Here is a 25,277-nt window from a genome sequence, read left to right as displayed (position 1 = left end):
TGGGCTATGGTGCCATCCAACTCCTGAGGTCAATCCGTTTCAGATCCATGACATTCTGCAGCCGCCTGATCCTCTACGCCTTGCTGACCTCCCTCACCTCGCTCAGCATCGATGCTTTGCTGCCGGGGCTGAGGCAGATCGGACTGGAACTCGGAGTGGCACCACCGCTCTCTACGCATCACGTGATTTCGCTGTTCATCTTCGGCATGGCTTTTGGCGAACTCGTCATCGGCCCTCTCTCGGATGCGTTCGGGCGCAAGCAGGCGCTCGTCGGTGGGCTTTGCGTCTATCTGCTGGGAACAGTCGTCGCGCTCTTTGCCCAGTCGTTGGAAATGGTGCTGATTGGCCGGTTCCTGCAAGGCGTGGGCGTCTCAGGCCCGAAAATTGCGACCCGTGCCATGATCCGTGACCAGTTCGAGGGTGATGCGATGGCGCGTGTCATGTCCTTCATGTTCACGCTGTTTATCCTTGTGCCTATGCTTGCCCCCGCTCTTGCGCAGGGGCTCATCGCGATATCCGGCTGGCGCAGTGTGTTTGCCGCCTATTTTGTCATCGCTGTGGCGCTTGGCGCGTGGGTTGCTGCTCGGCATCCCGAAACGCTGCCTGTGGCACGGCGTATTCCATTTCGGCCGCGTTTGCTGCTTCTGAACGCATTTCGCATTCTCTCCAGCCCACGGGTGACGCTGCTGATCGTCGCCACCGGACTGGTTTTCGGGGCACAGCTCCTCTATCTCAGCACGGCTGCGGATCTTTTCTTCGAGGCTTATGGCGTGGCGGAGACCTTCCCGCTCTACTTCGCGGCTCTCGCTGTCGCGATGGGCCTTGCTTCGTTCATCAATGCGAGGCTGGTCCAGCGCCTCGGCGCGGTGACGATGGCGCGTGCCGGTTTTATCGGTTTAACGGCAGTGTCTCTATTGATGGTGATCGCGACCTTAGTTGCAGGCATCACCCTGCCCTTCGCGGCGTTCTTGACGCTGCTGTTTCTCGCCTTCTTTGCGATCGGTATCCTGTTTGGCAATCTCAATGCCATGGCAATGCAGACACTTGGAAACGTTGCAGGCTTTGGCGCCTCTCTGATCGCGTCCGGGTCGAGCCTCGTTGCCACCGTCTTTGCGGTGGTCTTTGGCGGCTTCTACAGTGGCAACACAACGTATTTGGCAATTGGATTCTTCGCAGCAGGACTGTCATCACTCCTACTTGCCGAGATTGCCATCAGAAGAAACGAGTTGCCGGTTGTTGGCGCCAGCCTATGACGGCGTTCGAGCGTTGGCTTACCGGCTTCCGGGAAACAAAGCGGTCGCAAGCGTCGAGGGCGCGGTTCGGTTCAACTTGAACTCGGATATTACCCGCTCTGCGACTCCGAAGGCCAGATCCCGCTCTATCGTGGATGCGTCGAGGCCGATTGCGGTGACGGTAAATTTCGCCTCCGCGATGACTTCGCCCGTCTGTACCGCCGCAGCGCGTACCACGGCCTTCACCGAAGCTCGTTGGCCAAGCAGCAAGGAGCCTTTGGTATAGGATTCGAGGCGGATGGTCAGCACGACTCGCGGGCGCGCACGCACTCTCACCGTATCGTTGATGGCATTGGCGACCTGATAGTGGATCGACTGCATAAGCTCCGGCGATATGTCCGGCCGGGCGGCAACGAAAGCGCCCCGCACGTCATAGATCAGCCGGTCTCGCTCGCCCGTTTCAGGTCCAAGCCTGAAAGACATGAGCGCAAGAGACGCCAGCAAAACCATGCCGAAACGCTTCAGTTGCCGATACAAGAAAGACGCCTCCCCTTAGGTAACCCTTGGGGTGCATCATCATCCATCGTGGTTAAAAATGCTCTAAGTCCCGCCGACGACCTTTACCGCGCTGCAGCAAGAACACGGGTGGCTGCGCGCATGTCGGTAAAGCGCACGGCGCGGCGCTGCTGCGCCTCTTCGTCCTCGCCCCACTGTTCGGCAGTCCAGTCTTCGTCGAGGTGAGCGAGTGCCCAGACCTCTTCGAGAGACTTCTCCCCTTCGGCCAAGGCGAGCGCAAGAAGCGCCGATCCGGTGATCGTGGTCATGGTGTGGAGAGCCGCAAGCTCGATCGGTGTATCGTATTTGCGCAGCGTTACAGCAAAGGCCGCGACGGCCTCGCGTGGTTGTTCCTGGTGCATCACACCTTCGATCAGGATAAAGCGCGCGCCCAGCGTGTTCGCTGCCCAGTCGATAACCGGATCCCACTGCTCGGTCTGGCGTTCGATCAGCGCCTCCGGTTCGCCCGCACGGTAGCACAGCAGATCGCTGGAGGAGAAGCGAAGGATATCTTCGAACACCGCCTGCGGATCATTGGCAACGCCGTCGATCGCCGTATTGATATGGCGTGAAATCGGCATGGTCGATGGATCGATAACCTCAGCCTGAGCATCCCACTCGTCGCGCATCAGAACGGCGAGCGCTCTCGTGGGTACAGACAGCATATTTTTTGCAGGTGTGCGCAAGGTTTTGCCATCGAGATGGATCGTAAAGGTTCCGTCCTCCGCCTCCTCAACGGTGACGTCCTTGTAGAAGCGCTTGGGCAGCGGCTTCTGCATCTGGATTTGCGCCCGGCGGATCGGGTCTGGATGGCTCAAGCCCTCCGAAAGATCGTTCAGCAAATCACGCATCTTCTGTCCTTATCAGCCCGGTATGTGGCCGGGAATTTCGCTTGGATGGTTGACGATCGCATCCGCACCTGCGGCCCAGAGCGCGTCGACGGAGGCGTAACCCCAGGCAACACCGATAGCCGTTGCACCGGCGGCTTTGGCCATCTGCATGTCGTAGATCGCATCGCCGATGACGACCGTATCGGCCGGAACGATGCCAGTCTCGTGGCAGCACTCGCTGACCATCGCCGGATGGGGTTTCGAGGGGCAATCATCGGCCGTTCGCGACACGATGAAATGCTTGCGGAAACCATGTGTATCCATGATCAAATTGAGGCCGCGGCGGGATTTGCCCGTCACCGCGCCCATCAAGAGTTCCTCGCGCTTGGCAAGCTTTTCGATCATCGGCATGATGCCGTCGAAGATTGGCTCCTGAAAGCCAGCCTCGGCGCGCGTTTCGGCAAAGATCGCCTTATAATGCGCCATCATGGCGGTCGCTTCGTCGTCCACATGCGTCTTGCCTTGCATGCGGGCAATAGCGATGTCGAGCGTCAGGCCAATGATCGACTTCGTCAGCGACACATCAGGGCGCGGATATCCGAAATGCACGAAAGTGCGCGCCATGACTTCATGGATAAGGCCGACGCTATCGACCAGCGTCCCATCGCAATCGAACAGAACAAGCTTCATTGATCGTCCCTGTCGCCGTCGGCAACGTCGAGTCCGAGAAGATTCCAGGTCTGCACCATATGGGGCGGCAAGGGCGCGCTGACTCGGAGGCGCCCGCCTGACGGATGGGGAATATCGATATGACGCGCATGCAGGTGCAGGCGCTTCTGGATGCCGCCCGGGAAATCCCAGTTCGGATCATCGATGTAGTATTTCGGATCGCCGATGATGGGATGACCCATATGCAATGCGTGGACGCGCAGCTGATGGGTGCGGCCGGTATAGGGCTCCATCTCCAGCCAGGCGAGGTTCTGCGCGGCGGTGTCAATGACCCGGTAATAGGAGATTGCGTGGTCGGCACCCTCTTCGCCATGTTTGGCGATGCGCATGCGGTCGCCATCCGGCGTCTGCTCTTTGACCAGCCAGCTCGAGATCTTGTCCTGGTGTTTGCGTGGCACGCCCTTCACCAGCGACCAGTAAGTCTTCTTGGTATCGCGTTCGCGAAAAGCCGCGGTCAGTTTTTGCGCTGCGCCGCGCGTGCGGGCAACGACAAGAACGCCCGACGTATCGCGGTCGAGGCGATGCACGAGGCGAGGCTTTTCACCCTTCTGGTTCGTCCAGGCTTCCAGAAGACCGTCGATGTGGCGGTTTACACCCGACCCGCCCTGCACCGCGATACCGGCTGGCTTGTTGAAGACGAAAACCTTGTCGTCCTCATGCAGCAACATGCGCTTGAGCAGATCGCCGTCTTCCGAATGCTTCAAATCCTTGGAGCCGATCGGACCGCTCTTGACCTTGGCATCGACATCGAGCGGCGGCACCCGGACCATCTGGCCCGGTTGAACGCGAGCGTCGGTCTTCACCCGCCCGCCGTCCACACGAACCTGGCCGGATCGCATCAGCTTTTGCAGCTGGCCGAACCCCAGTCCCGGATAGTGGATCTTGAACCAGCGGTCGAGACGCATTCCGGCCTCGTCGGCCTCTACCTTGATGTGCTCGATACCTGCCATGGCAATTCCAGTCTTTCTTTTCTGATCTGCCGCCTCGTTCCTGTGCGGCCTTTGCCTTGCCTTTAAAACAAAGCGCGGCCCAAGGCCAGCCCGGCAAAGATCGCAGCAAAAGAAACCAGCAGGCTGGCGAGCAAATAGAGGGCGGAAAGGCCGAGTGCTCCCCGTTCAAACAGAACAACGGCATCCAGCGTGAATGACGACCAGGTGGTGAAGCCTCCAATAATCCCGGTGACGATGAAGACGCGCATTTCAGCAGAAGCATCGAAGCGGCGCGCGATCATCTCGACGAAGAGACCGATGGCGAAGGCGCCCACGATGTTCACGGTCAGCGTCCCCCAGGGAAAGTTTGGCCCGGCGAGGCGCGTTGCCCAAAGCCCGACAAGATATCGCCCGATGGAGCCTATGGCGCCGCCGACGGCGACGAGAAGAATGTTCAACATGCAAAGAGGCTCCGGCACTATCGATAGACGCTGATTGCGCCCCCAGCTTTATGCCATGATGCTGGATTTAGAAATATGCCGGTTGCCGACGAGTCCAGGCAGATGATTAAAATACGCATCAATTTCAACCATTAGGTTTAGCTCAAGATAAATTTCGCCCTGTTACATTGCTGTTCTGTATCGCTATCGAGGTCTGGCAATGTGGCAGGTGTGGTCGGTTTCCGCAAATATCGCGGCTTATGCGTCCGAGGGAGCAAAAGCCTCGCAGCGCGCTCCGCGCAAGAGCGAGGTTGAAAAGGCTGCCAAGGAGTTGAAGCAGATCACGCGTAACGATGGGTCGGACCATAGCGTGACGAATCTCACAGCTGCCGCGCCCTCCCTTTCCCTCTTCACCTCTGGACGGCAAAACCCTCAGGCGACATTGGAGCAGGCTCGTCACGCCTATGAGGAAGATTGGGGCGCGTCCGACTAAGGCCTGTCGCGACCTTTCAGATTCGCTCTCTACGCTTCAGGTCCTTGTTTTGTCGCACGTCGTTATCTCGAAACCGCTGCACAGTTTTGCTCGGACCAAGCTTTAAGCTTCGGCCCTTGTGACGACGTTCAGATTCCTGTCAGGCAAATCACCCAACCTCTTTTCGCAATGACTGAAACAGAGGTTCACCATGAAGACCCTAGCGAAATTGACGATGGCAGCGGTCGCTGCTTTGACGCTCGCAGCTCCGGCATTTGCCGCAACCACCATCATGGTTCACGAAGGCGGCGAAGGCGGGCAGCCGATGACGCTCACCCTTGATAAGACCAGCGTCAAAGCTGGCGAAGCCGTCTTCATGGTCCATAACGACGCCGTGTCGGAAGAGCACGAGATGGTTCTCGTCAAGCTGAAGTCGCCCGAGGAGGCGATCCCGCTGAACATAGCCAAACATCGCGTCGATGAAAAGAAGCTGAAGAGCCTTGGCGAAGTGTCGGATCTGAAACCTGGTGCAGACGGTCAACTGAAAGCCAAGCTGACGCCCGGGACCTATCTGCTCTTCTGCAATATCAAGGGCCACTATGAGGCTGGAATGCAGGCGACGCTCACGGTGACGAAGTAGAACTGTTGGAACGTCGATGGCCGTTGGGATGCCTTTGCGTCCCGACGGCCAGTTTTTTTCGAGCCGTCAGTTATGATTGTGCTTTGCTTCACCCGCATTGGCGGGACCAACCGGAAGCTCGATCGAGACCTGTCCGGCCTTCTCGAAAGTGAGCGTGACCGGAACCTTCTCGCCCTCTGCGAATGGCTTCTTGACGTTGAAGAACATGAAATGGAGGCCGCCTGGCGAGAGCTCTACCGTCTGACCGGCCGGTACGACGATACCGTCATTCAGCTTGCGCATTTTCATGACGTCATTGGCCATGGCCATTTCATGGATTTCGGCGCGACCTGCCAGGGGAGACGAGACCGAGACGAGCCGATCGTCAGAGGCTCCTGTGTTGCGGATGGTGACAAAGCCACCGCCAACCGGCTGCCCCGGCAACATGGCCTTGGTGGACGCGTTCGATAATTCCAGATCCCCAGCCTTAACCACGCTGGCGGAGCCACTCGCGTCTGTCATCGCGCCATGATCATGGTGGGCGTGCCCCTCGCCTTCATGAGATTGCTTGGCGGTGATGCGGATCACTGGCGCCGGGTTTTCCAGCGAATGCGGGTCCTGGCCCTCTGGCGCGATCTGATCCCAGCTTGCGGTGCCCTTGTCGCCGCAAAGCTGCTTCACCTTGAAAGGAAGCGTCTTGCCTGGCGCAACACCTGCGATCTTCCCCTGAATGTTGAAGGTGTCATAGAAATCGTCCGGCAGGTTGCCACCCTTCCAACGAATTTCGATAGGGCCACCCGTCACGTCTTTTCCGTGGTTCTTGTAGGTCTTCTGGTAGTCGCCCTTGATGATCTCCAGCTCCCAGCCCGGTTTCGGCTGCGGCTTGGCGGAGATGAAACCCTCGGGCAGAACGACTTGAACCTCTGTGGTGGCAAGGCCGCCGTCGCAGCCATGCGGCACCTGAAGGGCAGCAACGATGGTGCTATCCTCCTCCGCCGTGCCATTGACGAAGCTGGTATGGGCAAAGGCGGACGTCGTCGAGAGAGCGGCTGCGATAGCTACGAATGTGGCGTGCTTGATAATTGTCATCTTTCGATCCTTGCGGCTGCTTCATATGGCAGTCCGTTTTTAAAAGTGCCGCGCTGCGGCGTTGTCTGCGAAGGGATCAGAAAGTTGAGTATGGCGGTCCGCGGGCGCGGTTGGTGCGCAGGTCTGAAAGCTTGACCGTCTCTTGTTGCCGCAGAAGGGCATTTTCGAGCGACGCGGGATTTGGATTGAGGCAGTCGTCTCCAAGTGGAGTTGGCAGAAGGATGGAGGATGCCAGCAGGCACGCCTCGCAAAAGAGGATCGCACCGCCTTTGTGCTTGCCATGCTGAGATTGATTCTGCGACAGATGCTCGGAGCAGATCTCGGCAAAGGTGCCATCCGGCAAGCGATAGGCTTCATCAAGTGCAGCGACAGGGGCAGCCTGAACCGGCTTGTGCGCGAAGCCGAGAGACAGCATCAGCACGGCGCAGACTATGCGCAGCACAGACTCGATTGTCTTTGCCCTGTTGCTTCCGAATACCCTCATGATCATTCCGATACCGTGCTTTGATCCAAAATCAAAGACCAACTCGGCCTGCGACGGAACACCTCCTCCATGGGTGACGTCTGATTTGCAGCATTCAACGCGTCAGACAGGAGTTGATACGATGCCAGCAAAATCCAAAGCTCAGCAGAAAGCCGCAGGTGCAGCCCTTGCCGCCAAGCGTGGCGACATGCCCAAATCCCGTTTACAAGGCGCTTCAAAAAGCATGGCTAAGTCCATGACAGAGAAAGAACTTGTAGATATGGCGTCTACCAAACGCAAGACGCTTCCAGAGAAAAAAGATAGCTGAATTTAAGCTATTTCTAAGAAATAGAATCGCCAATCGGATGACAGGCTGATGACGCAGGTTGAACAAAAAACTGTTCGCCTGCGTCATTTGGTCCTTGCCAATCCAAGAGCTTCAAAGATAATGAGCTTCCATATCGTTGGGAGAAACCGCTTCAATGCGGTGCCGAAGGAGCAACCGCCCCGGAAACTCTCAGGCAAAAGGACCAACGGTCGAACGGAACTCTGGAGAGAAGCCTCCTTGTAACTGAAGGGCAGGCTCGCCGAAGGGATAACAATCTCAGGCGACAAGGACAGAGGGGGCTCTTGAACCCGACGCTCGCAGAGTGTCATGAACATGAGCCCGCGCGAACGCGCTACCCTGGAGGCGTCCTTGGCCGATACAGCCGAGCTGAAAGTCACCCCGCTCCATTCCCTGCATCTGTCCCTTGGCGCTCGCATGGTGCCCTTTGCAGGCTACGATATGCCCGTCCAATATCCCGCAGGCGTTTTGAAGGAACATCTTCACACGCGCGCATCGGCTGGTCTCTTCGATGTGTCCCATATGGGCCAGGTCATCGTGAAGGCAAAGTCTGGCAAGGTCGAGGACGCTGCACTTGCTTTGGAAAAGCTGGTTCCTGTCGACATCCTTGGCCTCAAGGCTGGTCGCCAGCGCTACGGCTTTTTCACCGATGACAATGGCTGCATCCTCGACGACCTGATGATCACCAATCTCGGCGACCATCTTTTCGTCGTCGTCAATGCTGCCTGCAAGGATGCCGACCTTGCGCATATGAAGGCACATCTTTCCGACAGTTGCGAGATCACGCTGCTCGATGATCGAGCATTGATCGCGCTTCAAGGACCGCGCGCGGAGGCCGTTCTCGCCGAGCTTTGGGCCGGCGTCTCCGACATGAAGTTCATGGATGTGCGCGAAATTCCGCTGCACGACGTTCCCTGCATCGTCTCCCGCTCCGGTTATTCCGGTGAGGACGGTTTCGAGGTTTCCGTTCCGGCCGACAAGGCCGAGGACATTGCGAAGGCTCTACTCGAACATCCCGATTGCGAGGCCATTGGCCTCGGCGCGCGCGACAGTCTTCGGCTTGAGGCCGGTCTATGCCTCTATGGCAATGACATCGACACCACGACGTCGCCGATCGAAGCATCGCTAGAATGGGCCATCCAGAAGGCGCGCCGCACGGGTGGTGACCGCGAAGGCGGTTTTCCGGGTGCTGATCGTATTCTCGCGGAACTTGGCAAGGGCACGGCCCGTCGACGCGTTGGCCTGAAGCCGGAAGGCAAGGCGCCGGTGCGTGGTCATTCCAAGCTCTTTGCCGATGCCGAGGGCAAGACCGAAATCGGAGAAGTTACCTCGGGCGGCTTTGGCCCAACTGTGGAAGGCCCCGTTGCCATGGGCTACGTGCCAACCGACTATACGACACCCGGCACGGCGATCTTTGCCGAAGTGCGCGGCAAGTATCTGCCCGTAACCGTCGCTGCCCTGCCCTTCATTACACCCACCTACAAGCGCTAATCTGCGGAGAAACCCATGCTGAAATTTACCCCGGAACACGAGTGGCTGAAGATCGAAGGCGATGTTGCCACCGTCGGCATCACCACGCACGCCGCAGAACAGCTCGGCGATCTGGTCTTCGTTGAACTGCCCGAAGTCGGCGCGACCTTTTCCAAAAATGGAGAAGCCGCGACCGTTGAAAGCGTCAAGGCAGCGTCGGATGTCTATTGTCCGCTGGATGGCGAGATCGTCGAGATCAACCAGGCGATTGTCGACGATCCGTCGCTCGTCAATTCCGACCCGCAGGGTGCCGGCTGGTTCTTCAAGCTGAAGCTTTCCAACACCGCCGATGCCGATGCGCTGCTCGATGAAGCCGCCTATAAGGAGCTGGTCGCGTAATGAACACGCCCACTGAATTTCATTTCACCGACTACCAGCCCTATGACTTCGCCAATCGTCGTCATATCGGCCCGTCGCCGGCTGAAATGGAGGAGATGTTGAAGGTCATCGGCTATAAGAGCCTGGATGCCCTGATCGATGCCACCGTGCCCTCCTCCATCCGTCAGAAAGACCCGCTTGCCTGGGGTGCTGCCTTGACCGAACGCGAGGCACTCGACCGCCTGCGCGAGACAGCCAACAAGAACAAGGTTCTGACATCGCTGATCGGCCAGGGTTACTATGGCACGATCACGCCGCCGGTCATCCAACGCAACATTCTGGAAAACCCCGCCTGGTATACGGCCTATACGCCCTATCAGCCGGAAATCTCGCAAGGCCGTCTCGAAGCGCTCCTGAACTTCCAGACGATGATATCCGACCTGACCGGGCTAGACGTTGCCAACGCCTCGCTTCTCGATGAAGCAACGGCTGCTGCCGAGGCCATGTCCATGTGCCAACGCGTGGCAAAGTCCAAAGCGACGGCCTTCTTCGTCGATGCCAATTGCCACCCGCAAACCATCGCATTGATCGAAACGCGTGCTGCGCCCCTTGGCTGGAAAGTCGTGATCGGTAATCCGTTCACGGATCTCGATCCGGTGGACGTCTTCGGCGCGATCTTCCAGTATCCCGGCACGCACGGCCACGTCAGTGACTTCTCCGGTCTCATTTCGCGGCTGCACCAGACGGGTGCTATCGCAGCTGTTGCCTGCGATCTGCTGGCGCTGACGCTGCTCAAATCTCCCGGTGAGATGGGCGCGGATATCGCGATCGGCTCTTCGCAGCGCTTTGGCGTTCCGGTCGGTTACGGTGGCCCGCACGCTGCCTTTATGGCGGTCAAGGATGCGCATAAGCGCTCCATGCCGGGCCGTCTGGTTGGTGTGTCGGTCGATGCGCGCGGCAACCGCGCCTATCGCCTGTCGCTGCAAACCCGCGAGCAGCATATTCGCCGCGAGAAGGCCACCTCGAACATCTGCACTGCCCAGGTTCTGCTGGCCGTCATGGCATCCATGTATGGCGTCTTCCACGGTCCACAGGGCATCAAGGCCATCGCCCAGCAGACCCACCAGAAGGCGGTGCTGATGGCAAAGGGGTTGGAGAAGCTTGGCTACAAGATTGAGCCGGAAACCTTCTTCGATACGATCGCCGTCGATGTCGGCCACATGCAGGCGCTGATCCTGCGTGCCGCAGTTGCCGAAGGGGTCAACCTTCGCAAGATCGGCTCCACCAAGATCGGCATGAGCCTTGACGAGCGCACCCGCCCGGCAACGCTGGAAGCAGTCTGGCGCGCCTTTGGCGGCAACTTCTCGATCGCCGACTTTGATCCGGAATATCGACTGCCGAAAGATCTATTGCGTACAAGTGCTTACATGACGCATCCGATCTTCCACATGAACCGCGCCGAAAGCGAAATGACGCGTTACATCCGTCGTCTTTCGGATCGCGACTTGGCACTCGACCGAGCAATGATCCCGCTCGGCTCCTGCACCATGAAGCTCAACGCGACAGCGGAAATGCTGCCGATCACCTGGCCGGAATTCTCCGACATCCATCCTTTCGTCCCTGCCGATCAGGCGCTGGGCTATAAGGAGATGATCGACGACCTTTCCGCCAAGCTTTGCGCTGTCACTGGTTACGATGCCTTCTCCATGCAGCCGAATTCCGGCGCGCAGGGTGAGTATGCGGGTCTGCTGACGATCCGCAACTACCACCTCGCCCGTGGCGATGCGCACCGCGATGTCTGCCTGATCCCGACCTCCGCGCACGGCACCAACCCTGCCTCCGCGCAAATGGTTGGCATGAAGGTGGTCCCCGTCAAGGCAAAGGAAAACGGCGATATCGATATCGATGATTTCCGTGCAAAAGCAGAGCAGTATGCGGAAAACCTCTCATGCTGCATGATCACTTACCCGTCGACCCACGGCGTCTTTGAAGAGACGGTTCGCGAGATCTGCGATATCGTCCACGCCCATGGCGGCCAGGTCTATCTGGACGGTGCCAACATGAACGCGATGGTTGGACTGTCGCGACCTGGCGATATCGGCTCCGACGTCAGCCACCTCAACCTGCACAAGACCTTCTGCATTCCGCATGGCGGCGGTGGTCCTGGCATGGGGCCGATCGGCGTCAAAGCACATCTTGCTCCTTACCTTCCCGGGCATCCTGCAAGCGACGGTCGCTCTGGTGCCGTCTCGGCCGCCCCGTTCGGCTCTCCATCCATCCTGCCGATCTCCTGGAGCTACTGCCTGATGATGGGCGGCGAAGGGCTGACGCAGGCGACCAAGGTTGCGATCCTCAACGCCAACTACATCGCCGCGCGATTGAAGGGCGCTTACGACGTGCTCTACAAGTCCGAGGCCGGCCGCGTGGCGCATGAGTGCATCATCGACACGCGCCCGCTGAACGACAGCTGCGGCGTGACCGTGGATGACGTGGCCAAGCGTCTGATCGACTGCGGCTTCCACGCCCCGACCATGAGCTGGCCGGTCGCAGGAACCTTGATGATCGAGCCGACGGAATCTGAAACGAAGGCCGAAATCGACCGCTTCTGCGACGCGATGCTGACCATCCGCCAGGAGGCCCGCGACATCGAGGAAGGTCGTGCGGACAAGCTCAACAACCCGTTGAAGAATGCCCCGCACACCGTCGAAGACCTCGTCGGCGAATGGGATCGTCCCTACAGCCGCGAACAGGGTTGCTTCCCGCCGGGCTCCTTCCGCGTGGACAAGTACTGGTCCCCGGTCAACCGCATCGACAATGTCTATGGTGACCGCAACCTCATCTGCACCTGCCCGCCCATGAGCGAGTATCAGGAAGCGGCGGAGTAAGGCCAAATAGCGAAGCCCGGAGCGATCCGGGCTTCTTTCGTTTTGTTCGGTCCCGATTCACGATTTGATAGCCGTCGTTATAAGATGTCCAATAGAGCCACTGTGCGGACAGGGCTGCACGCCGTATAAAAGCAATTGACATCTGTTCTTTTAAAAATTTTGGCTATGCTCTCTCCTATCGCCACATCGCTCAGCATCGTTTCTGTCAGCCTGTTCTTCGGCACGGCGCTGCTTTCGGCATGGCGGCGTTTCGGGGTCCAGTTCTATGCCGTCTTCTGGGCGCTCTCCTTCATCCTATCGGCAGCCGGGCATGGCGTCCGGGTCCTTGGCGTCATCTGGCCGGAGTATCAGAGCGCCATGGCAATGCTCGCTTGTCAGGCTTCCATCGGGAGTTTCGCGCTGGTGGCTATTGGGTTCCGCTCCCGCGCCAATCTCGACCATCGTTTGATCTCTGTTTTCTGGGCATTGTCCGCTGTTGCCATCCTGGTGTTTTGGAGCGCGCAGCCTTTCGATTGGCGGATGGCATCGCGGGTTACGACGTCAGCGGCCGATGCTCTCTTCGTTGGAATGATCGTCTTTCTCCGTAGGCACGCCAAAGGCGTGTCGCCATCGATACGTATAGCCTTGGCACTCTTTGGGCTTTACATTCTCTCCGTCGGTATTGCGGCGTGGATGGCCCGGCCTGGTGGGGAGATAAACGAGGCGTCCTTCATTATTCTCCTGTCGCTCGGCACGCCAACGGGCATGATGGCGACTGGAATCTTGACGCTCTTCATCCTGGCTGCGGATCTTGCCGCAGAGTTGCAGAAGCAGGCGCAATATGACTACCTGTCGACCCTGCTGAACCGCCGAGGTTTTGAGGAGAGGCTTGCTGCCCAGCGCGTGGCGGCGAAAGAAGCTGGCTTTATTGTCGCGACCGATCTTGATCGCTTCAAGTCCATCAATGACAGCCTGGGTCATGCAACGGGAGATGAGGTCATTCGTCGCTTTGCTCGCCATCTGCAAGACGCCGCGGGTCCTCGGGACCTGGTTGGAAGAATGGGTGGCGAGGAATTCGCCTTCTTCATCGCATCCAGCGACGGGCGAGACGTGCTGGAGCGCGTGGAGCGTCTGCGCACCAGCGTACCCGCTCTCTACCCCGACATTGGTCTAAAGGCGGCTGTGACCGCAAGCTTTGGCGTCGTGCGGCTAAAGCCCGAGGAAAGCTTTCAGCAGGCCTATGCGCGTGCGGACGCTGCTCTCTACGCCTCAAAGAATGCAGGCAGAAATACCACCGTGGCAGATCTCGGCGAAGCTGCCTGAGACGCCGGCTATACGGCGGTGCCTTCGGACCACGTGTTATCGCGTGAGCCTGATATCCGCGGTAACGACGCTCGGTCCGTTGGCTCCGTCCCTGTCCGTCGTGCGCAGCCTCAAACCATCGCGTCCGAGCTTGCTAATGGTCATTCCGGCCACGCGATCGCCATTGATGTCACGGTTCCAGCGGACTGTCAGATTGATGTCTTCGCCTTTGCGGCTGCCGCTGAGTGCAGATGGCCGCCCTGATGGGCCAACATAGTTTCCACTGTATCTCGTGCCTCTTGCCGTCAAGTCTGCGGAGATCGATCGGCGCACGACCACGAAGCCACGGCAGGTGCCATTCATCTGCAACGAAGGTCCTGACGCCGTCGTCTGGAAGGTGCAGTTGACATTGACAGGGCGAGAGCCGATGCGCGTGGTCACTGTGCCGCTGCCTTTCCAGCTTCCACCAAGCGAGGACAGAAAGGCAGTTTCATCCGCTGCTGCGGGCGTAGACATCATTGCGCCTAAGGCGAAAAGGCAGGCTGTCTTCAGTTTCATGGTGATCGCTCCCTATCAAGGAACGCGAACGGCGAAGACATCCGTAGAGTTCCTAATTTAGATCGTTATGATCCATAGCAACCAATAACGTTTTCGTGCGTTTGTCGCTCGCTTCACCCCCTATTCGGAAACACGCCGATGACAATCCTCACCTCTTCTTCCGCTGGCCGAGGCGCTCTGAGCAGGCCGAGCGGCATCAGCGATCGCACTCTTTTTGCCCTCGCCGTCTTGAACTTCTTCCTGGCAGACGCACGTGATGGGCTCGGTCCGTTCCTCGACGCGTTTCTGGCCACCAACGGCTGGTCGCCCATGCAATTGGGCATCATCGCGACTGTCGGCGGCCTTGTTGGCCTAGCGGCAACACCCCTTTGCGGCGCATTGGTGGATGGGACGACGTGGAAGCGGGCGCTGATTGCCGGGCCGGTCATTCTCGTAACTGCCGGCGCGCTTCTGACCTTGATCTTCCCCACCGAGACCATTGTCTGGGGTGGTCAGATCATGACGGCGGTTGTCGGCGCAACCGTCGGTCCGGCGTTGGCTGGTTTGACGCTCGGTCTCGTCGGAGAAAAGCTGTTTTCCAAGCAAATCTCACGCAACGAGTTTTGGAACCATGGCGGCAATTTTGCCTCGCTATTTGCCACCTATGTTGCCGTTTCCTATTTCGGAATTTCTGGCGTCATAGGCCTGATGATCATCACCGCCATTGGAACACTGATTGCGATCACGGCAATTGATCCTGACCATATCGATCACAAGGTGGCACGTGGTCTGGGCCATGATGAAGGCGAGCCCGGGCCATCGGGCTTTGGCGTGTTGTGGCACGAGCGCGGCCTGATCCTGCTTGCCATTATTCTGCTGATATTCCATTTCGGCAATGCGCCAATGGGCCGACTGATCGCTCAGGATTTTGCCGTTGAGCTCAACTCGCCTTTCAAGACGACGGCGATTATTACGGGTGTGGCGCAGTTCGCCATGATCTTCGTGGCAGCACTTGCACCTTGGCTCATCCGCCGCTTCGGCCTTTCAGCAGTTTTTCTGATTGCGCTCACCGCTCTGCCAGTGCGTGGGCTGCTCGCTGCGTCCTTCGAACAGTTCTGGGTCGTCTATCCGGTACAGTTACTCGACGGCATTGGAGCCGGTCTTCTCGGCATTGCGACACCTGTTGCTGTGGAGCGGATTTTAAAGGGCACGGGCCGCTTCAATGTGGGTCTTGCAAGTGTGATGACCGTTCAGGGCATTGGTGCATCGTTGAGCAACGGCGTTGCCGGGTGGCTCACCACGGAGGGTGGCTTTGCTCTTTCGCATCTGGTGGGCGGTGGTGTCGCAGCGATTGCGATCCTGCTCTTTATTCTCTTCCGGCGAGACATCGTTCCAAAGGATGAGCCTGAGACAGAGTAAACCAAGGCATTGCTGAAAACAAAAAAGGAGGCTCGTGGCCTCCTTTTCCTTTCGATATTATAATGACATCAGCCGACGAATGCGCGCTCGATGACGAATTCAGCGGGCTTGTTATTGGCGCCTTCAGTTAGACCGGCCTTCTCCAGCAGTTCCTTGGTGTCTTTCAGCATCGCTGAAGAGCCGCAGATCATTCCACGGTCAATCGCAGGATCGAGAGCTGGAACACCGAGGTCGGCAAACATCTTGCCGTTTGCGATCAGATCGGTGATGCGGCCCTTGAAGGGATATTCCTCACGCGTCACTGTTGCGTAATGCTTGAGCTTGTCGCCGGCGATCTCACTCAGGAACTCGTGATTCTTGATCTCTTCCACAAGGTCGAAACCGTATTTCAGCTCGGCGACATCGCGGCAAGTGTGAGTAAGGATCACTTCCTCGAACTTCTCATACGTCTCCGGATCTCGGATGAGGCTTGCAAAAGGTGCAATGCCCGTGCCGGTCGAAAACATATAGAGGCGCTTGCCGGGTGTCAGCGCGTCGAGCACAAGCGTTCCTGTCGGCTTCTTGCGCATCAGCACGGTATCGCCTGGCTTGATTGCCTGGAGATGAGATGTCAGGGGACCATCCGGCACCTTGATGGAGAAGAACTCAAGCTCTTCATCCCAGGCCGGGCTGGCGATCGAGTAAGCGCGATAAATCGGCTTGTCACCGACCATAAGGCCGATCATGGCGAATTCGCCGGATCGGAAGCGGAAGCCAGCCGGGCGCGTCATGCGGAATCGGAAAAGATGATCGGTATAATGCTCAACCGAAAGAACCGTTTCGGCATAGACGCCGTCAGGGATCTTGACCGCAAATTCTTCCGTTTTGGCTGGAGCGTTCATTTTCTTTCCGTCCATGTTACAAAAAAGCCAGACATTCTCGATGCGGGGAATACACTATCCGCACCGCATTTTGAAGGTACAGGAATGTCATTAGAGCTATGCAGGTAAAAATATGTATCTCAAACTCATATTTCCGAGCAATGGCTCATACTGCCGCACGCCTGCGCCAGCTATAGGTTTCACCTTCGGCTGCTGGTGTTGCCGTCGGCTGGTAGTAGACATTGATGCCAGGCAGCCGGTTTTCCGACAAGCGGCGGATCGCCGTCTCATTGGTAACGGCGAAGCTGGTAAACCCGGTTCTGAGCATCAATGGCACTTGGTCGATCAAAACGTCACCGACGGCTCGCAACTCGCCCTGATAATTCAGCCGCGTGCGCAGAAGCGATGCGTGACTGAAGCCGCGTCCGTCATTGAAGGCTGGGAAGCTGACGGCAACAAGCGCGATACGATCGATGAAGGGCGCAAGCCTCGTCACGTCGTCGGCCGGCGTAATGAGCACGCCGAGACCGACATCGTTGCTTTCAGCCGCTCTCGTCAGAAACATTTCCAACGGCAGGACCGTATTCTGCCCCTCGCCCGCCTTGACCTCTTCGGTCTCGATGACCCAGGGATCGTTTTCGACGAAGCCGTGTTCGTTCCAGATTTTGGTCATGTCATGATCCTCAGGCAGCTGCTGCGGCTGCGGGATAAAGGGCATCCTTGAATGGCTGCGGTCCAACCCGGCGATAGGCCTCAAGGAAGGTTTCTTCCTTCGACAGGCGCAGACCGAGATAGGTATCGACAATCGTCTCCACCGCGTCCGTTACCTTCTCCGGCTCGAAGCCACGACCGATGATTTCACCGATCGACGAATTCTCATCGCCCGAACCACCCAGCGTGATCTGATAGAGTTCGGCACCCTTCTTCTCGACGCCGAGCAGCCCGATATGGCCGACATGGTGGTGACCGCAGGCATTGATGCAGCCAGAGATCTTGATCTTCAGCTCACCGATTTCAGCCTGGCGCTCAGGCGCGCCGAACCGTCTGGAAATCTCCTGCGAAACCGGAATCGAGCGCGCATTGGCAAGCGCGCAGTAGTCCAAGCCGGGACAGGCAATGATATCGGTAATGAGACCGGCATTGGCGGTTGCTAGGCCCGCGCCCTGAAGCGCCCGGTAGACCGGTTCCAGATCGGCAAGTGCCACATGCGGCAGGATGATATTCTGCTCATGGCTGATGCGGATTTCATCGAACGCATATTCTGCAGCAATATCCGCGACAACATCCATCTGCTCGTCGGATGCGTCGCCCGGAATGCCGCCGATCGGCTTCAGCGAGATCGTCACCATGCCATAATCGGGATGCTTGTGCGGTTGAACGTTCTGATCCACCCAGCGCGCGAAATCTGCATCCGCCTTCTTCCAGCGAGCGAGGCTCTCCCAGCTTTCGGGACGGTCCTTCAACTGCGGCGGCGCGAAGTAGGTGGTGATCGCAGCAATATCCGCGTCGGGAAGTTTCAGTTCGCCGTTCTTCAGGTGAACGAATTCTGCCTCGACCTGACGCGCCAGTTCTTCCGCACCTGTCTCATGCACGAGGATCTTGATGCGCGCCTTGTATTTGTTGTCACGCCGTCCATGCAGATTATACACGCGCATGATGGCGGTGGTGTAGGACAGCAGGTCCTCTTCAGGCAGGAAATCGCGAATCTTTTTGGCGATCATCGGCGTTCTGCCCTGCCCGCCGCCGACATAAACGGCGAAGCCGATTTCGCCCTCATCATTCTTCTTCAGGTGCAGACCGATATCGTGAACCTGAATGGCAGCGCGATCACGCTCCGCACCTGTCACGGCGATCTTGAACTTGCGCGGCAGGAAGGAGAATTCCGGATGCACGGATGACCATTGGCGCAGGATCTCCGCATAGGGGCGCGGATCGGCCACCTCGTCTGCCGCAGCACCTGCAAAGTGGTCGGCGGTGACGTTGCGAATGCAATTGCCTGAGGTCTGCAGCGCATGCATTTCCACGCTTGCCAACTCGTCCAGAATAGCAGGCGTATCGGCAAGACGCGGCCAGTTATACTGAATGTTCTGCCGCGTGGTGAAGTGGCCGTAGCCACGATCATACTTGCGGGCGATATGCGCCAGCATACGCATCTGCTTGGAGTTCAGCGTTCCATAGGGGATCGCGACGCGCAGCATGTAGGCATGCAACTGAAGGTAGACGCCATTCATCAGGCGCAGGGGCTTGAACGCATCTTCGGCCAGTTCGCCGGACAGGCGGCGTTCCACCTGATCGCGAAACTGCTCCACGCGACCCTTTACGAAAGCGTGGTCGAACTCGTCATAACGGTACATGATCTTCCTCAGACTGCGATAAATGCTGCGTCAGCGGGCTTGTAGCCCGTGGCGTATTCGATTGTCGGGCCAGCCGCACGAATGCGTTCGCGCAGACGCGTCGGCCACAGACGACCGTTTTCCTCGGCAACCTCGATGATGTTGACGTCTACAACCTTGTTGGCAGAGAAATCGCGCTTGCCGATCTCTTCCAGCGACGCGACCGCTTCCTCGTGACGCGCAACGAGAGCGGACTGCAGATCCTCGTTCCATTCGCCGCTGGCATCCAGCCATACAGCGATGCCATCGGTCAGACGATTGGCGGTGAGTACCTTATCAACCATTTGCATACTCCTGTCCGGCATTTGCGCCAAGCGGCGAGACCGCCAGCGCTTCGGACCTTTCAAAATTCGAACCGGCAACCGCATCGCCGATGATGACCATGACTGGGCCAGTCAACTCATCGCGATGCTCTAAGTCGGGCAAATCCTTCAATGTGCCATGCATCAGGCGACGATAGCTGCGGCTGGCGTTCTCGATAACCGCCACTGTCGTATCCGCATTCAGTCCCGCACTCATCAGCCGCGTCGCTACAGAGGCGGCAACGCTGCGACCCATATAGACGGCAATTGTTGCCCCTGAGACGGCGAGACGCGCCCAGTCCGGCAAGATATCGCCCGCGAGATCGTGACCTGTGGTAAAGATCAGCGACGATGCCACGCCGCGCAGTGTGAGCGGCAGTTCGAAGTCGGCGGCGGCGGCGAAGGCCGAGGTAATGCCCGGTACGATCTCATATCCAATACCAGCTTCGCGCAGTGCTGCCATCTCTTCAGCCGCGCGGCCATAGACCAGCGGATCGCCGGACTTCAGCCTGACGACGCGTTTCCCTTCCTGGCCGAGCGACACCAACAGCTTATTGATGTCCTCCTGCGACTTGGAGTGACAGCCCTTGCGCTTGCCGACCGACAGACGCTCCGCGTCCCGACGGCCCATATTGACGATCTCTTGAGGCACTAGCGCGTCATAGACAATCACATCCGCCTGCATCAGGACGCGCTGCGCACGCAGTGTCAAAAGATCTTCAGCACCCGGACCTGCGCCCACCAGCCACACGTAGCCTTCGGGGCTTTCAGGTGACAAAAGAAGCTTCTCTGCTGCGGCGTGAGCGGCATCGACATCGTTCTGGGCGACAGCATCTGCCACGCTTCCAGAGAAGAAGCGACGCCAGAAGTTACGACGGAGAGCGCCCTTCGGAATGCTGGCTTCCGCAGCATCGCGATATTCCACCGCGAGCCGGGCGAGACGACCAAGTGACGGCGCCAACATCTGGTCAATACGCGCACGAACGATCTGGCCAAGCACCGGACCGGCGCCTTCCGTACAGATCGCAACCGCGAGAGGCGCACGAGACACAAGACCTGGCGTATAGAAATCGCAATAGCCCGGCTGGTCGACGGCATTGGCAGGAATGGACCTTGCGCGTGCCGCATCCACGATCTGACGATCAAGTGCTTCATCGCCGGTCGCGGCGAAGACAAGTGTCATGCCCTCCACCTGATCTGGGGTGAAGGACTGTGCAACGACCTTGATATGTTCCCTCTCAAGAAAGGCAGCGTAGTCGGACTGCGGATCATCCGAGAATGCGACGATCAGCGCATTTGTATTTGAAAGAAGCCGCGCCTTCGCATAAGCCTCATCGCCGTTCCCGAAGACAGCAACGTACTTGCCCTCTACCTTGAAGAAGGCAGGGAATGTCATCAGGCGGTCTTGGGTGCGGGAAGCAGTTGTCTCAAACATGGTCGCAATATCGCCGATCGAGTAAAAAGGTTGAAGGCACGAAAATTCCTACATCATAATGCCGTAGATTATTATTTCTCGGCAAGCGGCCTTTTTGAGGAAAAGCAACCGTAGCGACCAAGCCGCCACACCCCATCTAAAGGATGGTATTTCTATCAATATTCTATATTTCTCTACTGTTTCTGGCAGAAGCAAATCGGAAACTTCACTACCACAGAAAAAGGGTACGTATCTTGACAGAGCAATCTTTGGCCTCACGCCTCCTCGACGTGATCGAACATGACATTTTGCCACTTACCAGCCGCGGCGTCGCGCTCGGCAACAAGGTCTTCGGGGCAGCCATTCTGCGCAAGTCCGATCTGTCGCTGGTGATTGCCGAAACCAACAATGAGCTTAAGAACCCTTTGTGGCACGGTGAGGTCCACACCCTGAAACATTTCTACGAACTGGGCGAAAAGCCTGACACGAAAGACCTGATCTTTCTTTCCACCCATGAACCCTGCACCATGTGCATGTCGGCGATCACCTGGGCAGGCTTTGACAATTTCTACTCCTTTTTCAGCCATGAAGATTCGCGGGACGCTTTCGCCATTCCGCATGACCTCAAGATTCTCAAGGAGGTCTTCGGTTTGGAGCCAGGCGGCTATCGGCGGAGCAATGCTTTCTGGAACTCCTACTTCATTGCCGATCTGGTGGAAGCAGAGGAAAACCCGTTGAAACTGAAGTTGCAAGAGCAGACGGCACGGATCAAAACGGTCTATAACAACCTCTCCAATAGCTATCAGTCGTCCAAATCCGACAACAACATCCCACTGAACTGACAGTCCAGAAAGCAGCACCATGGAAGCCTCGAAAGATATCTCCCGTCTCATCGAGATCATGGAGGCGTTGCGCCAGCCGGAAACAGGGTGCCCTTGGGATATCGTCCAGACATTCGAGACGATCAAACCCTACACGATCGAGGAAGCCTATGAAGTGGCGGATGCGATCGAGCGCAGCGACATGGACGATCTTTGCGAAGAACTCGGGGACCTGTTGCTGCAGGTGGTTTTTCATTCGCGTATTGCCGAGGAGATGGGAGCGTTCTCCTTCGGCGATGTCGTTCATGCCGTGACGTCAAAGATGATCCGGAGGCACCCGCATGTCTTTGCAGTCTCAGAGGCGGACACGCCGGAATCCGTCAAGCTGCAATGGGATCAAATCAAGGCGGCCGAGAAGCGTGAGCGCTTGGAACGACGTGCACTGCGCGGCATCAGCGAGGACCCGAAGGCCGGATTTTTGGGCTCGATCCAGCGCAGCCAGCCAGCGCTGACCGAGGCTTTGAAGCTTCAGGAACAGGCCGCGCGCGTCGGTTTTGACTGGTCCGCAGCAGAGCCGATCCTCGACAAGATCGAGGAAGAGATCGGGGAACTCAGGGAGGCGCTTGCTGAAGGCAAGGCCGAGAGCATCAGCGACGAGTTGGGCGATCTGATCTTCGCCATGGTCAATATCGGCCGCCATGTCAAAGTCGACGCTGAAAATGCGCTGCGCGGCACGAACACCAAGTTTCGCCGCCGGTTTCGCCACATTGAGACGTCGCTTGCCGCCTCCGGGGAAACGCTTGAGGCTGCCAGCCTCGAGAGGATGGAGGAGTTGTGGCAGGCTGCCAAGGCAATCGAGCGACAGCTTGGATGATCGGAAGACTGCCGCTCCATTCGCGTGCGTTTCGATAGCTTCAGACTTACTCCGCGCGCCCTAAGCTCTTGTTCCTTCGAATACTTTGCCTCTGGGCCGCAAGACTTTCTTCAGGTGTAGTTGCTTCGCTGCTGCACCTGCCCATCGACGAAGTCTTCAGCACGATACAGCGTCAAACGGTCACGGCCGGATGCTTTCGACGCATAAAGCGCCATATCCGCCTTCTTTATAAGCGACATCGCGGTGCTGGTCTTCTCGTCGCAGACAGCAATACCCATACTCAAGGTCGCGACCACGGTTTGATCGTCCATGCGGTATGTAATCGAACTGACGACATTCTGCAGCGTACCGGCAAAAGCAACCGCCTCGTCCTTGCCGATATCTGGCTGATACAGGATGAACTCCTCTCCACCAAAGCGGGCGAAGCTATCGACCGGACGAATACGGGTGAAGAGTTCTCGTGCCACGCGTGCCAGTATTTCATCGCCAGCGAGATGGCCGAAATTGTCATTGATGCGCTTGAAGTGGTCTATGTCGATCATAACGATCGCATCGCCGTATCGAACAGTTTCGGGAAGCCTGGAACTGAAGGAGTGCCGGTTCGGCACGCCCGTCAACACGTCGAGCCCGACCAAGCCCCTCAACCGCTCTTCGGTCCGTTCCTTGACGAGTGCCATGACGAAGAACGCAATCGCAAAATGACAGATGATGGAGGCAAAAAATGCGTTTCGCGCGATGTTGATCGCCGTCAACGGAAAAGCCACCCCGACTGCGACAAGCAGTGTGAGAACAGCTGCGATGATGATCGACACCGCTAAGGGCTTTCTGACGGGGAGCGGCTCCGTGACATTGTCGGCGCGAACCGTCAGCGCAGACGCGAAAAGCAGTGATGCGGTCGTGGTCTGGAAGGCAATTGTTCGGCTATGGGGCGAGTCATAGAGGCCGGTGGCAATCAGCACCAGGCAGACCACCACTGGAAGGGTCAAGACGAGCCATTCGCGATTTCCCTTTCTCTGCCTGCTGATGCGGCACATTCCAAGCCAAAAGACCGCATATCCCACGAGGCCGGCAAACATCCCCGCCATGGCGAAAAGATATTCACGCCCTGGAAGGAAAAATCCAACCCCAACGAGGATCGAAGCCATGGCGACAAGGAAGAAACCGATCGCCAAAAGCCCCAGGCCCACACTTTCCCGTGACTGAGAACGAACGTAAATGAAGCAAAGGCCGGCGACGACAAATGAAAGCTTATGAAGAATAAGAACAGTTGGAAGATCTAATTCTGGCAACATCAATATCGGCTCACATCATATCCGCTACACGACTATCACCTACTGAGCACCACCAACTTTGACATTTTTCAAAATAGGGCGGGACGGAGGACATAGATGATATGCGATGCTGCTTATAAAGCGTGCTGCGATCTTTCATTTCCTCGTCCACGCTTCAAGTTTTTGTTTCACCCCGCGTCATATTGTAAAACCGCAAAATGCCTTACGCGACGGATTGCAGCGGGATATCGCTCACCGCTCCCAGTCTTCCGCCTGTGGCTTAGTGCCCAGTCCGAGCTTCCGCTCCAGCGCTGCCCCCTGCTCTCCCGAGAGGCGAATGTCGAGCGCCACCGAACCGTCTTCTCGGTCCTTGCGTCCATCGACGATGGCGTTGTCATAAACCCAGGACAGGAGCGGCAATTGATCGATGCTCAAAACGATCGTGGTTTCCGTCAGAACGCCCGACAGGCGAATCGAGATATCGTCCATCAGCGCATCGACACCCTCGCCTGTCAGTGCGGAGACGGCACGGACATTGGCCCGGCCCTCTGCTTTCTGCATGATGGCGTCATGGGCTTCCGGCTCCAGCCGGTCCACCTTGTTCCAGACCTCGATGATCCGCTCCTCAGCGACCTTTTCGTCGATGCCGAGATCGCCAAGAATGCGCATGACGTCACCGGCCTGTGCCGCATTGTCGGGATCCGACATATCGCGCACATGCAGAACCAGATCTGCTTCCAGCACCTCTTCCAGGGTTGCGCGGAAGGCGGCAACCAAGTGGGTCGGCAGGTCGGAGATGAAACCGACCGTATCGGACAGGATGACGGTTCGTCCATGTGGCAGCTTCATACGGCGAAGCGTGGGATCCAGCGTGGCAAACAGCATGTCTTCCGCCAGGACGCCCGCACCCGTGATACGATTGAATAGCGTCGACTTTCCGGCGTTGGTATATCCGACCAGCGCGACGATCGGATGCGGCACCTTGCGACGCTTGGCGCGGTGCAATTGGCGGGTGCGCACCACCTGCTCCAGCTCCCGCTCGAGACGCACGATGCGCTCTTGAAGAAGACGCCTATCCGCTTCGATCTGCGTTTCACCCGGACCACCCATGAAGCCCGCGCCGCCGCGCTGACGCTCAAGGTGGGTCCAGCTTCTGACAAGGCGGCCCTTCTGGTAATTGAGGTGGGCAAGATCGACCTGCAGTGTGCCTTCCTTTGTCGAGGCGCGGCGTCCGAAAATTTCAAGGATGAGACCCGTCCGGTCGATTACCTTGGAATTCCACTGCTTTTCAAGATTGCGTTGCTGAACCGGCGTCAAAGGGTGATCGACAATCACCAGACCTGCATCCGTTTCATCGAGCAGATGACCGATCTCTTCGATCTTACCGGTGCCGAACAATGTCGCAGGGCGCGGCTGGCTGACGGGGACGATCAGCCCTTGTGTAACGGTGAGGTCAATGGCCAGCGCCAGACCTTTTGCTTCTTCGAGCTTCGCCTCCATCGACCGCAGGGGCGCCGTCGCAGTCGCCTCGCGATGGTCACGCTGCTGCTTCAGCTGCGGGACGAGGACGACCGCGCGCATGTCGTCGCGGCGCTTTTCAAGCTCAGGAATGATGGATTCATTCGACGTATCGCGTGTAGAAATGTGCTGGCCCTTTCAGTTGCTGGT

At 57.9% G+C, this 25,277-nt stretch carries 26 protein-coding genes and 1 riboswitch; of the genes, 11 read left to right on the top strand and 15 right to left on the bottom strand.

Translation table 11 applies throughout. The annotated features are described in order from the left end of the window. Positions 1–47 precede the first annotated feature (47 nt). Positions 48–1,253, top strand: a complete 1,206-nt coding sequence (locus QE408_RS15910; protein ID WP_306932849.1) for an MFS transporter — start codon at positions 48–50, stop codon at positions 1,251–1,253. Between the two features lie 18 nt (positions 1,254–1,271). Here the strand turns inward: QE408_RS15910 and QE408_RS15905 are convergent, their stop codons facing one another. The 5 genes from QE408_RS15905 to crcB all read right to left on the bottom strand — a co-directional run bounded on the left by QE408_RS15905 (position 1,272) and on the right by crcB (position 4,736). Then, the gene (locus QE408_RS15905; protein ID WP_306932846.1) at positions 1,272–1,769 is read right to left on the bottom strand and encodes a hypothetical protein; all 498 of its coding nucleotides are present in this window, start codon (positions 1,767–1,769) and stop codon (positions 1,272–1,274) included. Between the two features lie 83 nt (positions 1,770–1,852). Next, positions 1,853–2,638 carry an ATP12 family chaperone protein gene (locus QE408_RS15900; protein WP_306932843.1) on the bottom strand — a complete coding sequence of 262 codons (786 nt, stop codon included), beginning with the start codon at positions 2,636–2,638 and terminating at the stop codon, positions 1,853–1,855. Positions 2,639–2,650: 12 nt separating this feature from the next. Continuing rightward, complete coding sequence (locus tag QE408_RS15895) at positions 2,651–3,307, bottom strand: HAD-IA family hydrolase (RefSeq protein ID WP_306932842.1); 657 nt, start codon at positions 3,305–3,307, stop codon at positions 2,651–2,653. Then, the gene (locus QE408_RS15890; RefSeq protein WP_296075801.1) at positions 3,304–4,296 is read right to left on the bottom strand and encodes an RluA family pseudouridine synthase; all 993 of its coding nucleotides are present in this window, start codon (positions 4,294–4,296) and stop codon (positions 3,304–3,306) included. The genes QE408_RS15895 and QE408_RS15890 overlap by 4 nt, the downstream gene beginning before the upstream one ends. A 62-nt stretch (positions 4,297–4,358) precedes the next feature. After that, positions 4,359–4,736: a fluoride efflux transporter CrcB gene (gene crcB, locus QE408_RS15885; RefSeq protein WP_306932839.1), complete on the bottom strand. Its 378-nt coding sequence runs from the start codon at positions 4,734–4,736 to the stop codon at positions 4,359–4,361. A gap of 199 nt (positions 4,737–4,935) precedes the next feature. Between crcB and QE408_RS15880 the strand changes: the two genes are divergently transcribed. Together QE408_RS15880 and QE408_RS15875 are read left to right on the top strand one after the other, a co-directional pair. Continuing rightward, positions 4,936–5,208, top strand: a complete 273-nt coding sequence (locus QE408_RS15880) for a hypothetical protein (protein ID WP_306932837.1) — start codon at positions 4,936–4,938, stop codon at positions 5,206–5,208. A 190-nt stretch (positions 5,209–5,398) separates the two neighbouring features. After that, positions 5,399–5,827: a plastocyanin/azurin family copper-binding protein gene (locus QE408_RS15875; protein ID WP_306932835.1), complete on the top strand. Its 429-nt coding sequence runs from the start codon at positions 5,399–5,401 to the stop codon at positions 5,825–5,827. A gap of 66 nt (positions 5,828–5,893) precedes the next feature. Here QE408_RS15875 and QE408_RS15870 read toward each other — a convergent pair whose 3' ends face one another. Next, positions 5,894–6,895, bottom strand: coding sequence for a copper chaperone PCu(A)C (locus QE408_RS15870; RefSeq protein ID WP_306932833.1), 1,002 nt, complete (start codon positions 6,893–6,895; stop codon positions 5,894–5,896). 76 nt (positions 6,896–6,971) lie between these two features. Further along, complete coding sequence (locus QE408_RS15865; RefSeq protein ID WP_306932831.1) at positions 6,972–7,379, bottom strand: hypothetical protein; 408 nt, start codon at positions 7,377–7,379, stop codon at positions 6,972–6,974. 121 nt (positions 7,380–7,500) lie between these two features. On the opposite strand from QE408_RS15865, the gene QE408_RS15860 reads away from it, so the two are divergent. The 5 genes from QE408_RS15860 (at position 7,501) to QE408_RS15840 (ending at position 13,739) form a co-directional block, all read left to right on the top strand. Further along, positions 7,501–7,686 carry a DUF3008 family protein gene (locus tag QE408_RS15860; RefSeq protein ID WP_306934820.1) on the top strand — a complete coding sequence of 62 codons (186 nt, stop codon included), beginning with the start codon at positions 7,501–7,503 and terminating at the stop codon, positions 7,684–7,686. Between the two features lie 127 nt (positions 7,687–7,813). Further along, a riboswitch (glycine riboswitch) is annotated at positions 7,814–7,901 on the top strand. A gap of 154 nt (positions 7,902–8,055) precedes the next feature. Further along, complete coding sequence (gene gcvT / locus QE408_RS15855; protein ID WP_306934819.1) at positions 8,056–9,195, top strand: glycine cleavage system aminomethyltransferase GcvT; 1,140 nt, start codon at positions 8,056–8,058, stop codon at positions 9,193–9,195. Positions 9,196–9,210: 15 nt separating this feature from the next. Then, entirely contained in the window at positions 9,211–9,573 is a 363-nt protein-coding gene (gene gcvH / locus QE408_RS15850) for a glycine cleavage system protein GcvH (protein WP_306932829.1), read from the top strand. Next, positions 9,573–12,437, top strand: a complete 2,865-nt coding sequence (gcvP, locus tag QE408_RS15845; RefSeq protein WP_306932826.1) for an aminomethyl-transferring glycine dehydrogenase — start codon at positions 9,573–9,575, stop codon at positions 12,435–12,437. Before gcvH ends, gcvP begins: the two co-directional genes overlap by 1 nt. Positions 12,438–12,602: 165 nt before the next feature. Then, complete coding sequence (locus QE408_RS15840; RefSeq protein WP_306932825.1) at positions 12,603–13,739, top strand: GGDEF domain-containing protein; 1,137 nt, start codon at positions 12,603–12,605, stop codon at positions 13,737–13,739. 36 nt (positions 13,740–13,775) lie between these two features. On the opposite strand, the gene QE408_RS15835 is transcribed toward QE408_RS15840, so the two are convergent. Next, complete coding sequence (locus QE408_RS15835; RefSeq protein WP_306932823.1) at positions 13,776–14,276, bottom strand: hypothetical protein; 501 nt, start codon at positions 14,274–14,276, stop codon at positions 13,776–13,778. A 138-nt stretch (positions 14,277–14,414) separates the two neighbouring features. Between QE408_RS15835 and QE408_RS15830 the strand changes: the two genes are divergently transcribed. Continuing rightward, on the top strand, positions 14,415–15,674 hold the full coding sequence (locus tag QE408_RS15830) for an MFS transporter (protein ID WP_306932820.1): 1,260 nt from the start codon (positions 14,415–14,417) through the stop codon (positions 15,672–15,674). Between the two features lie 68 nt (positions 15,675–15,742). On the opposite strand, the gene QE408_RS15825 is transcribed toward QE408_RS15830, so the two are convergent. The 5 genes from QE408_RS15825 to cysG form a co-directional block, all read right to left on the bottom strand. Beyond that, a complete protein-coding gene (locus QE408_RS15825) occupies positions 15,743–16,555 on the bottom strand; it encodes a ferredoxin--NADP reductase (RefSeq protein ID WP_062425338.1) in 813 nt (270 codons plus the stop codon). A 145-nt stretch (positions 16,556–16,700) separates the two neighbouring features. Beyond that, a complete protein-coding gene (locus tag QE408_RS15820) occupies positions 16,701–17,207 on the bottom strand; it encodes a DUF934 domain-containing protein (RefSeq protein ID WP_306932817.1) in 507 nt (168 codons plus the stop codon). Positions 17,208–17,217: 10 nt separating this feature from the next. Then, positions 17,218–18,888, bottom strand: a complete 1,671-nt coding sequence (locus QE408_RS15815; protein ID WP_306932815.1) for a nitrite/sulfite reductase — start codon at positions 18,886–18,888, stop codon at positions 17,218–17,220. A gap of 8 nt (positions 18,889–18,896) precedes the next feature. Further along, the gene (locus tag QE408_RS15810) at positions 18,897–19,211 is read right to left on the bottom strand and encodes a DUF2849 domain-containing protein (RefSeq protein WP_306932813.1); all 315 of its coding nucleotides are present in this window, start codon (positions 19,209–19,211) and stop codon (positions 18,897–18,899) included. Next, positions 19,204–20,664 carry a siroheme synthase CysG gene (gene cysG, locus QE408_RS15805; RefSeq protein WP_306932811.1) on the bottom strand — a complete coding sequence of 487 codons (1,461 nt, stop codon included), beginning with the start codon at positions 20,662–20,664 and terminating at the stop codon, positions 19,204–19,206. The genes QE408_RS15810 and cysG overlap by 8 nt, the downstream gene beginning before the upstream one ends. A gap of 233 nt (positions 20,665–20,897) precedes the next feature. Here cysG and QE408_RS15800 point away from each other — a divergent pair, with 233 nt between their 5' ends. Together QE408_RS15800 and mazG are read left to right on the top strand one after the other, a co-directional pair. After that, positions 20,898–21,485 (top strand): deaminase, encoded by a 588-nt coding sequence (locus tag QE408_RS15800; RefSeq protein ID WP_306932810.1) that lies wholly within the window; start codon positions 20,898–20,900, stop codon positions 21,483–21,485. Between the two features lie 19 nt (positions 21,486–21,504). Then, positions 21,505–22,338 (top strand): nucleoside triphosphate pyrophosphohydrolase, encoded by an 834-nt coding sequence (mazG, locus tag QE408_RS15795; RefSeq protein WP_306932808.1) that lies wholly within the window; start codon positions 21,505–21,507, stop codon positions 22,336–22,338. A 110-nt stretch (positions 22,339–22,448) separates the two neighbouring features. Here the strand turns inward: mazG and QE408_RS15790 are convergent, their stop codons facing one another. Continuing rightward, on the bottom strand, positions 22,449–23,525 hold the full coding sequence (locus tag QE408_RS15790; RefSeq protein WP_306932806.1) for a GGDEF domain-containing protein: 1,077 nt from the start codon (positions 23,523–23,525) through the stop codon (positions 22,449–22,451). Positions 23,526–23,861: 336 nt separating this feature from the next. Then, positions 23,862–25,190, bottom strand: a complete 1,329-nt coding sequence (hflX, locus tag QE408_RS15785) for a GTPase HflX (RefSeq protein WP_306932804.1) — start codon at positions 25,188–25,190, stop codon at positions 23,862–23,864. Positions 25,191–25,277: the final 87 nt, after the last annotated feature.

Origin of the sequence: Agrobacterium larrymoorei, assembly GCF_030819275.1 — a bacterium.
GTDB classification, from domain to species: domain Bacteria; phylum Pseudomonadota; class Alphaproteobacteria; order Rhizobiales; family Rhizobiaceae; genus Agrobacterium; species Agrobacterium larrymoorei_B.
Note: the sequence above shows the minus strand (reverse complement) of the source record. Positions and strands in the feature narration are given on the sequence as shown.